Genomic DNA, 8,896 nt, shown 5'->3' on the forward strand with positions numbered 1-8,896 from the left:
CAAAAACAATCTTTAAATCACATCCTGAAAATCCTCAAATCCTGAACATCCTGATTCAGACAAAAAAATCACAACTTCCTCAAAAACAATCTTTAAATCACATCCTGAAAATCCTCAAATCCTGAACATCCTGATTCAGACAAAAAAATCACAACTTCCTCAAAAACAATCTTTAAATCACATCCTGAAAATCCTCAAATCCTGAACATCCTGATTCAGGATTAAAAGAGGATTTGGGGGTTGACATTTGATTTTAAATTTGTTATCATAAAATCGATAAGGAAGAACTATCATAAAATAATTAATATAAATCATGTCAAAACAGACTCTGGGTTTAGAACAAAACCTGTATGATTATTTGCTTTCAATTTCCCTCCGCGAACCAGCTATTTTAACCCAACTGCGTCAAGAAACTGCTGAAATGCCCAGGTCTATCATGCAAATAGCTCCTGAACAGGGACAATTTATGGCATTATTAATTAAGTTAATAGGAGCAAAAAAAACCTTAGAAGTTGGTGTATTTACTGGCTATAGTTCCTTAGTAGTAGCTTTGGCTTTACCCGCAGATGGTAAAATAGTCGCCTGTGATGTTAGTGAAGAGTATACCAGTGTAGCTCGACGTTATTGGCAACAAGCGGGAGTCGCTGATAAAATTGATTTGCATATTGCCCCAGCTTTGGAAACATTAGATAAGTTATTAGTGATAGGGGAAGCGGGAACATTTGATTTTGCCTTTATTGATGCTGATAAAGGTAACTATAATAATTATTATGAGCAATGTCTTGAATTAATTCGTCCCGGTGGACTAATTGCCATTGATAATGTGTTGTGGTCAGGTAAAGTTGCAGAAACAGAAATACAGGATAATCAAACTAATAAAATTCGGGCTTTAAACCGCAAATTACATGAAGATTCCCGAATTACCTTGAGTTTAGTTCCCATAGCCGACGGATTAACCTTAGCGATGAAAAATTAGGAAAATCAACCACATGGAAGAACTACTTACACTCAAAGAACTCCTGCACCAAGGCAATATCACGGAAGCCTTGTTAATTGTCGAAGAATTAGAAGAAATGAGCAAATCTGATAAACTGAATAAAATATTTAGCTATGGCATCATTTTACTTCTACACCTAATTAAACAAGCTGCTGAAAACCGCACCACTAGGTCTTGGAATTTTTCTATTCGCAATTCTGTCAAACAAATTCAACGCAGTAATTCCCGTGAAAAAGCGAAAGGAACTTACATGAGTGAAACAGAATTAGCAGAAACCCTAGAAGATGCTTATGATTTAGCCTTAGAAAAAGCAGCAATTGAAGCTTTTGAAAGTCAACATGAAGCAGAAGAATTAAGCAAATTAGTCCAACAAGAAGAGATCATAAAAAAGGCAATGAACTTAATTTGGGAACGATAAATAAGATCCCCGACTTCTTTTTTATCTTGTTAGGACTTACGCAAGATTCATGGAATAACGAACCACAGAGGCACAGAGGTCACAGAGAAATGAGGATTTGAAAGATATTTCGCGTAAGTCGTGCTTGTAAATAAATTATAAATTGAAATAAGATACCCGACTTCTTTTTTTATCTTGTATAAATAAATTATAAATTGATCTCAGAAGTCGGGTATCTGGATGTTATATTTTTCTAGATATCCAACTTATCACCCCGAATAGCATAATCTAATAATTCCATAGGGTGCATCACAGAAATAGTTTTACCTTGTAAATATTTACTAATCTGCAAACTACAACCAGGGTTAGGGGAAGCAATTAAATCAGCACCAGTATTTAATAAATTCTGGGCTTTTTGTTTACCTAATTCTTCCGCAACTTCCGGTTGCAACATATTATAAACCCCCGCGCTACCACAACATAAAGCCGCGTCTATGGGTTCTTTCAAAGTCACACCGGGAATTTGTTTTAACAGTTGACGAGGTTGGACACTAATTTTTTGACCATGTAATAAATGACAAGCATCTTGATAAACTAAATTGATATTTTTGTCAGTCAAAGGTGAAAGTTTAGCCGTTAAACCCACATTAGCTAAAAACTCCTGTGAATCCTTAACTTTTGCCGCAAATATTTTTGCTTTTTCGGCATATTCTGGATCATCTGCTAAAATATGACCATATTCCTTCAAAGTATGACCACAACCAGCAGCATTGATAATCACAAAATCCACATTAGTATCAGCAAAACTATCAATCATTTGTCTGGCTAAAGTTTTCGCTTGTTCAGTTTGTCCTTGGTGTTCAGGAAGTGCAGCACAACAACCTTGAGACTTAGGAATTACCACTTCACAACCATTCGCTGTTAAAACCCTTACAGTTGCTTCATTGACACCAGAGAAAAACAGTCTTTGCACACATCCTAAAATTACACCCACGCGATATCTTTTTTCACCCTTAGCTGGGATGATATCTGGTAAATTATCCTGAAAAGACTTAAGAGTAATTTCCGGTAAAATAGATTCCATAGCTGCTAACCGGGGAGATATAGCCTTAATTAACCCAGTTGCTTGTAATACCTTAGAAATTCCTAACTTTTGATAAACTAATAAAGGAAAAAGTAAAATTCTTAAAAGATCAGGATTAGGAAACAGAGAAAAAATTAATTGTCGAACCAACTTATCAGGTAAACTGCGATTATAATTCCTCTCAACTTGATGTCTAGTAGCCGAAATCAACTTATCATACTGCACACCAGAAGGACAAGTAGAAACACAAGCTAGACAACCCAAACAAGAATCAAAATGTTCAACAGTAGCCGTATTGAGAGCAATTTCACCCTCATTAATAGCATCCATTAAATATATCCGTCCCCTGGGAGAATCCATCTCCTTACCTAATACCCGATAACTAGGACAAGTAGACAAACAAAAACCACAATGAACACAACTATCAATTAACTTTGCATCAGGTGGACAATTACCATCAAAACCCTTTAAATTCTTAATACTAGCAGTATTATTCACCGAACCTTCCGAAACTTGCATTTATATTTCTCCCCTCTTAACCTCTGTGACCTCTGTGCCTCTGTGGTTCGTTTTTAATTAAAACTTAAATCCCACCCACAAACCGACCAGGACTTAAAATAAAATTACCATCAAACTGTGTTTTAATTCCCCGCATTACTGCCAAAGTATTACCATTATACCCCCAAACATCAAACCTTTCCTTTAACTCAACAGGTGCAGATAAAATACTTAAAAAACCATAATTTGCTGCACATAAATTCCGCAAAGGCAAAATTTGATCTTTATTTTCTAAACGCACCAAACCCAAACCACTGCTAATATGAATTAAACCAATATCTATTTGATTGATAATCTCCACAGCCGCAGTTGGTAATACTCCTACTTTGCAGGTAATTGTAGATTCTGTCACATGAGAATGTATTTGTTCTGGTAATCGTTGCCATAAATCAGCTTCCTGATTTCCTGAATAAATTACCTCATGTAAACCCAGCTTTTCGCCAATTGCTAATAGTCGTTTGCACTGTTCTTGGACACTTTCATTAATACTTTGAAAACGGGCAATTAAACCTATTCCTGTCCCCAAATCTAAATTAGTAACTAATTTACTGGATAATAAATCAGCTTGAGTTGGTGTTAATTCCGAACCTTGTAAAGTTCTCACTGCTTGGGATATGGCTTCTGCCTTCCCAGTTAATATCACAGTTCCCGAAGTTTCAGGAATCGGATAAACTCGAAAAGTGACTTGGCTGATAATTCCTAATGTACCGTAAGCGCCAGTAAATAATTTCATTAAGTCGTAACCAGCCACATTTTTTACAACTCGTCCCCCAGCTTTAGCGATTTGTCCATCTGCGCGGATAAAAGTTATACCTAAAAGTTGGTCACGCACACCACCGTAACGCTGACGCAGAGAACCTGTATCAGCCGTAGCAACGATACCGCCTATGGTAGCAGAATCAGGAAAAGCTGGATCAAGTGCTAAAAATTGGTGATGTTTAGCCAAAATCTCTTGAAGCTGGGCAAATTTCATCCCTGCTTCCACGGTGACAGTTAAATCACCAACTGCGTGTTCTATGAGTTGGTTAATCCGTTCGCTGCTGACAATAATATCAATATTTTTAGCCAAACTACCCCAATTGATTTTACTACCACTACCACAAGTGAGAACGCGCCATTTATGACTGTTGGCGATCGCTATCACTGCGGCTAATTCTGCTTGGCTATGGGGATAAATCACACAACTAGGCTGGCTTTTGGAGTCTATCCCTTGTTGGATATGATGCTGTTGGGTGGGGGTAAGATTTTCCCACGATATAATTGAGGTTTCAGGGCTGAGAATAGAAATTAAAGTAGATGCTATTGAATTCATTAGTCTATTTTTTATATCCTTCTTAATTAATTTAATATGACTTGTATTTCGCACAAAGGAACAAAGTCATAAAATTAGGGCGGGGAAACCCCACCCCTACGTGACAATTAGCCTTTATCTAACCGCAGTACAGCCATAAAAGCTTCCTGGGGTACATCTACTGTACCTATAGCTTTCATGCGTTTTTTTCCTTTGGCTTGCTTCTGCAATAGTTTCTTTTTGCGGCTGATGTCGCCACCATAGCATTTAGCTAACACATCTTTTCGCATGGCGGGGATATGTTCACTGGCGATAACTTTTGCGCCAATGGAAGCTTGAATGGGGACTTTGAATTGATGACGGGGAATTAGTTCTTTGAGTTTTTCCGCCATTGATCTACCGACATTGTAGGCTTTATCTCTGTGAACGATCATGGCTAGGGAATCCACTGGATCACCGTTAATCATGATATCCAATTTTACTAAAGGATTTTCTCGGTAGCCAATCAGATGATATTCCATACTGGCGTAACCGCGAGAACGGGATTTCATTTGATCAAAAAAGTCGGTAACAACTTCGGCTAAAGGCAATTCATAAGTGAGTGTGGTCCGTCCTTGGGTGAGATATTTCATATCTTTGAAGATACCGCGACGGTTTTGAGACAACTCCATTAAAGAACCAACGTAGATTTCGGGAGTAATCATTTCTACTTTGACGTAGGGTTCTTCAATTCTGTCGCGCTCATTGGGGTTAGGTAAGCGGCTAGGATTATCAATGTACAGTTCTTCCCCTTTGATGGTGACGACTTTGTAAACCACTGAGGGGGCGGTAATGATTAAATCTAGGTTATACTCACGCTCTAAGCGTTCCTGGACGATTTCCATGTGCAGTAGTCCCAAAAACCCGCAACGGAAACCAAAACCCATTGCACTGGAGGTTTCTGGCTCATACTGTAATGCGGCATCATTGAGTTCTAGTTTTTCTAAGGCTTCCCGCAAGTCTTCAAACTGATCTGCGTCTATGGGGAACATTCCACAAAATACCATGGGATTGGCTTCTGCGTAACCAGGTAAGGCTTCGGTGGCTTTGTTTTTGCATAGGGTAATGGTATCTCCTACTCTGGCATCAGCTACGGCTCTAATCGCTGCACCTAAATAACCTACTTCTCCGGCATGGAGTTCTTCAACTGGCTTTTGGGTGGGAGAGAGTACGCCTAGTTCCTCAATGACATATTCTTTACTCGATGCCATTAAGTAGATGCGATCGCCTCTTTTGACAGTTCCATCCATGACTCGGAAATAAACAATTACACCCCGGTAACTATCATAATAACTATCAAAAATCAGCGCTCGCAGGTTTTCATTTACAGTGTCAGCGGGTGGGGGAACTCGTTCGACAATTGTTTCTAAAATCTCAGCAATGCCAATTCCCTCTTTTGCTGAAGCCAAAATTGCACCACTGCAATCTAAACCAATAATTTCTTCAATTTCGCCAATTACTCGCTCTGGTTCTGCTCCTGGTAAATCAATTTTATTTAAAACCGGAATAATTTCTAGATTACTCTCTAGAGCTAAATACACATTGGCTAGGGTTTGCGCCTCTACGCCTTGGGACGCATCCACAACTAACAATGCCCCTTCACAAGCCACGAGGGAACGGGACACTTCATAGGAGAAGTCTACGTGACCAGGAGTATCAATTAAATTGAGAACGTACTGCTGACCATCCTTGGCAGTATAATTCATCCGGGCAGCTTGCAGCTTAATTGTAATGCCGCGCTCCCGTTCCAAATCCATGTTATCGAGAAACTGCTCTTTCATCTGTCTATCTTCTACAGTCCCAGTAGCCTGTAGCAAACGATCTGCGAGAGTTGATTTCCCGTGATCAATGTGAGCAATAATACAAAAGTTGCGAATGCGATCTGCGGGAACGTCAGTCATATACCATCTTTGCTCTAAAGCAAACCAAAGTGAAAGCTATTTACTCCATGTATTTTAATGCTTTTTGAGGTAATAAGGGAAGAGGGAACAGGGAAGAGGGAAGAGGCAGGGGGCAGGGTGCAGGGGGCAGGGGGCAGGGGAGAAATTTTCTTCTTTCTTCTTTCTTCTTTCTCCTGAACTCCTGACTCCTGAACTCCTGTATGACAACTTACGCTATTATTTAGAATCTATTTCTAGCTCCCAGTATTGATGACTCAGCAGTTTACAATTGGATAGACTCAATTATAAATATCATGACTGCTGAAAAACAGTTTCAATAAACCTATTTCAGAGTATTTAAACCCATGAATATGCAGGAACAACCCAACAGTGCAGATAAAAAACGCGCTGAGAAGACAGAAATCGCTCTTAATCTAGATTCTGAATTAATAGAGCAAATTCAACATCTAACTAATGATCCCAGTAAGGTGATTGAGGTGGCTATTCGTCAATGGTTACGGGGTGATTTTAATAGAGATGATGAGTTAACACGTACCCCTCTACGAACACCTGTTCCCCCCCGTGGTGAATGGAATGATTAAACCGACTTGACAGGTATCAGCTAATAATAAGAAATGTAAAAATTAATCTCTTAAATGCCAGAAAAGTCAAAAATCCACCCTGGAAAAATGTAAAACCTGTAAAAGTTTATGCCAGAATTTAATTAGCTTTAGTATAAGCACGGTAGGAACCTTTTTGTCTATCCAACTCGATTAATGACTATTAGTGCCAATACCCCATTTCCGAATTTAATTCCTCAAAATCTGGAATCTGTGACTCTCATGAGCGATCGCTCATCAGCAACTCTGGGAGCAGAGCTAGTATATACTCAAGATGCCTCTGGACGCTATTTGACTTTTTATTGGCAACACAGCCAATACTTAGAGTGTGATCCCCAGAAGATAATTGATGTCCTCAATGAAAATGATAGCTTTGCTCCAGTAGATAAGGTTGTTTATCTAGAAAATTTACACCGGATTTTGAGCAGTTCTGTGCCGGAAAGGGTGAAATACTGGTTTAAATGCCCAAATATCGAATTATTAGAGTTGGAATTGACAATTACGCCGATTCTGCCGCAATTTGGTCAGCCCACAACTACAGTTTTGGTAATAGGTAGGTTGTTACCATCAAAAATTAATCCTCAAGATGTGAATCAGGCACTTAAACCGCCAACAGCGCTTGAGTTAGCTTTACGATTGCAGCGACATCAGAAGTTATTAAACAAAATCACCAGAAATATTCGTCGGACACTGGATTTAGATGTTATTTGGCAACAAACAGTTGATAGCTTGGGAAAAAGACTCAACCTAGAACGCTGTATTATTTGCCCTTATCAACCCCCTAATCCCAAGGTTCAGGTAATTGCGGAGTATCATCAACCAGAGCAAATTTCTATTCTTGACTCAGAAATAGATATATCTTCTGAGCCGGCTTTTGCTCAAGCATTAGCGACTTTAGAGCCTGTGGTGATGGCAGTTTCATTTAATCACCAATCTCCACAGTCTCAATCTCTGGTTGTTGCGACTTGTTACAAAGACAAAGCTAATGGTTTAGCTGCTCTTAGTTTTGTTGATGAATGCCATCCACTAACACAAGCAGAATTAGAATTAGCCAGGGAAGTGGCAGATCAGTTAGGAACAGCGATCGCTCATGCTACTTTATATCAAGAACTAGAAGAATCCCGACAAAAAGCTGAAGAAGTTTCTCGCTTAAAAAGCGAATTTCTGGCTAATGTCTCCCACGAAATTCGGACTCCTCTCAATGTCATGATTGGCTTCTTAAAGCTAATTTTAGAAGGAGTTACAGATGATGCTCAAGAACAACATGAGTTTATTTTAGAAGCTCATGAATTATCTTTGCATCTGTTAAATATCCTCAATGATATTTTGGACTTTGCTAAAATTGAAGCAGGTAAAATGGAATTAGACTGTTCACCAGTCAATCTCAAAGAATTATTTGATGACGTTGAAGGCTTTACCCGTCAGCAAGCGGAGGTGAAAAATATTAGTTTTCACATGGAAATGCCTGCAATTTCCGATGCAATTATTGTTCAAGGCAACTATAAGAGATTATTACAAGTAATGCTAAATTTAGTAGGTAATGCTATTAAATTTACCCATGAAGGTAGTATTACTATCAGTGCTGATTTAATACCAAAAAAACACCCTACAACAGTCAAAGTTCGCGTTGTTGACACAGGTATTGGTGTTTCCTTAGATAAGCAAGATAAGCTATTTCAATTATTTTCTCAAATTGATGGTTCTCGGACTCGTCACTATGGTGGTACAGGTTTAGGACTCACCATATCCCAAAAGCTCATAGAAGCAATGGGTGGTGAGGGACTCGGTTCAACGGTGACTTTCACTGTGCCACTGTATCAACAACCATTGATGGTTTAGAAGAGGCAAGAGGCAAGAGGCAAGAGGCAAGAGGCAAGAGGCAGGAGGGAAGAGGCAAGAGGCAAGAGGCAAGAGGCAGGAGGCAAGAGGCAAGAGGCAAGAGGCAAGAGGCAGGAGGCAAGAGGCAAGAGGCAAGAGGCAAGAGGCAAGAGGCAAGAGGCAAGAGGCAAGAGGCAAGAGGCAAGAGGCAA

General features: G+C 39.3%; 7 protein-coding genes. 4 read left to right on the forward strand and 3 right to left on the reverse strand.

Annotation, left to right across the window (positions count from 1 at the left end):
• Positions 1–313: 313 nt before the first annotated feature.
• Positions 314–976: a class I SAM-dependent methyltransferase gene (locus HEQ36_RS25740; protein ID WP_168636683.1), complete on the forward strand. Its 663-nt coding sequence runs from the start codon at positions 314–316 to the stop codon at positions 974–976.
• Positions 977–989: 13 nt separating this feature from the next.
• Positions 990–1,415: a DUF29 family protein gene (locus HEQ36_RS25745; protein WP_168636682.1), complete on the forward strand. Its 426-nt coding sequence runs from the start codon at positions 990–992 to the stop codon at positions 1,413–1,415.
• 232 nt (positions 1,416–1,647) lie between these two features.
• Here HEQ36_RS25745 and HEQ36_RS25750 read toward each other — a convergent pair whose 3' ends face one another.
• The 3 genes from HEQ36_RS25750 to lepA form a co-directional block, all read right to left on the reverse strand.
• On the reverse strand, positions 1,648–2,997 hold the full coding sequence (locus HEQ36_RS25750) for a heterodisulfide reductase-related iron-sulfur binding cluster (RefSeq protein WP_053539109.1): 1,350 nt from the start codon (positions 2,995–2,997) through the stop codon (positions 1,648–1,650).
• 64 nt (positions 2,998–3,061) lie between these two features.
• Complete coding sequence (locus HEQ36_RS25755; protein WP_168636681.1) at positions 3,062–4,348, reverse strand: FAD-binding oxidoreductase; 1,287 nt, start codon at positions 4,346–4,348, stop codon at positions 3,062–3,064.
• Positions 4,349–4,455: 107 nt separating this feature from the next.
• Positions 4,456–6,267 carry a translation elongation factor 4 gene (gene lepA / locus HEQ36_RS25760; protein WP_039203627.1) on the reverse strand — a complete coding sequence of 604 codons (1,812 nt, stop codon included), beginning with the start codon at positions 6,265–6,267 and terminating at the stop codon, positions 4,456–4,458.
• A 344-nt stretch (positions 6,268–6,611) separates the two neighbouring features.
• Between lepA and HEQ36_RS25765 the strand changes: the two genes are divergently transcribed.
• Positions 6,612–6,848, forward strand: coding sequence for a hypothetical protein (locus HEQ36_RS25765; protein WP_027400711.1), 237 nt, complete (start codon positions 6,612–6,614; stop codon positions 6,846–6,848).
• Positions 6,849–7,022: 174 nt separating this feature from the next.
• Positions 7,023–8,705 (forward strand): ATP-binding protein, encoded by a 1,683-nt coding sequence (locus tag HEQ36_RS25770; protein ID WP_168636680.1) that lies wholly within the window; start codon positions 7,023–7,025, stop codon positions 8,703–8,705.
• Positions 8,706–8,896: the final 191 nt, after the last annotated feature.

Origin of the sequence: Anabaena sp. 54, assembly GCF_017355725.1 — a bacterium.
In the GTDB taxonomy this organism is placed as follows: domain Bacteria; phylum Cyanobacteriota; class Cyanobacteriia; order Cyanobacteriales; family Nostocaceae; genus Dolichospermum; species Dolichospermum heterosporum.

What these genes read in the sequence shown, in the direction of transcription:
- HEQ36_RS25740 (WP_168636683.1), top strand. Translation starts at nt 314, where the DNA reads ATGTCAAAACAGACTCTGGGTTTAGAACAAAACCTGTATGATTATTTG.
- HEQ36_RS25745 (WP_168636682.1), top strand. Translation starts at nt 990, where the DNA reads ATGGAAGAACTACTTACACTCAAAGAACTCCTGCACCAAGGCAATATC.
- HEQ36_RS25750 (WP_053539109.1), bottom strand. Translation starts at nt 2,997, where the DNA reads ATGCAAGTTTCGGAAGGTTCGGTGAATAATACTGCTAGTATTAAGAAT.
- HEQ36_RS25755 (WP_168636681.1), bottom strand. Translation starts at nt 4,348, where the DNA reads ATGAATTCAATAGCATCTACTTTAATTTCTATTCTCAGCCCTGAAACC.
- lepA (WP_039203627.1), bottom strand. Translation starts at nt 6,267, where the DNA reads ATGACTGACGTTCCCGCAGATCGCATTCGCAACTTTTGTATTATTGCT.
- HEQ36_RS25765 (WP_027400711.1), top strand. Translation starts at nt 6,612, where the DNA reads ATGAATATGCAGGAACAACCCAACAGTGCAGATAAAAAACGCGCTGAG.
- HEQ36_RS25770 (WP_168636680.1), top strand. Translation starts at nt 7,023, where the DNA reads ATGACTATTAGTGCCAATACCCCATTTCCGAATTTAATTCCTCAAAAT.